1 protein-coding gene is annotated in these 734 nt (G+C 57.6%); it reads left to right on the top strand.

From position 1 onward, the window contains the following. On the top strand, nucleotides 1-734 hold a 734-nt coding region (locus tag Q4579_RS22975), incomplete at both ends, for a condensation domain-containing protein (RefSeq protein ID WP_303567279.1).

Genomic DNA, 734 nt, shown 5'->3' with positions numbered 1-734 from the left:
AGGTGTGGCAGCAGGTCCTCGGGGTTGAGCGGGTCGGCATTGACGACAACTTCTTCCGTCTGGGCGGGGATTCGATTATCAGTATTCAACTGGTCAACAAGCTGCGTCAGGCCGATTTTAGACTGCAGGTGAAAACCCTTTTTGACCACCCGACCATCAGCACGCTGGCGGGGGTGCTGTCAGAGACGCAAGTGTCGACAGAGATGCTCACCGAGCAGGGCGAACTCACGGGCTCGTTTGGTTTACTGCCCATCCAGCAGTGGTTCTTTGAATGTGAGTGGCCGTCGCCGCAACATTGGAATCAGGCCTTTATGGTGCGGATCCCCGGAGAAATTGCGCCGGCAGACATTGAGCAAGCGTTGGCGGCACTGGCTGCCCAGCATGACAGTCTGCGCACCTGCTTTGTGCAGAGATCGGAAGGCTATGAGCAATGCTACCAGTCTGTGAGCCGACAGCCTGCCCTGCAAACGCTGGATGTGAGCGGGGTCGATGATGCCTCGCTGCAGCAGTATTTGACTGACTTACAGCGTGGATTTGATTATCACGCAGGGAACGTCTGGCAGGCCGCTCACCTGACTGGCTATGCAGACGGTAGTGCCCGGTTGTTTTTTGCGGCACACCATCTGGTGATTGACGCGGTTTCCTGGCGGTTGATTGCAGAGGACATGCAGCTTCTGTTGGCCGGGGAAGCGCTGCCGGCGAAAACCAGCAGTTACCGCCAGTGGGTCGAGACG

The organism is Photobacterium sp. 1_MG-2023, assembly GCF_030547945.1.
Taxonomy (GTDB): domain Bacteria; phylum Pseudomonadota; class Gammaproteobacteria; order Enterobacterales; family Vibrionaceae; genus Photobacterium.
This window is presented reverse-complemented; position numbering and strand designations above follow the sequence as displayed.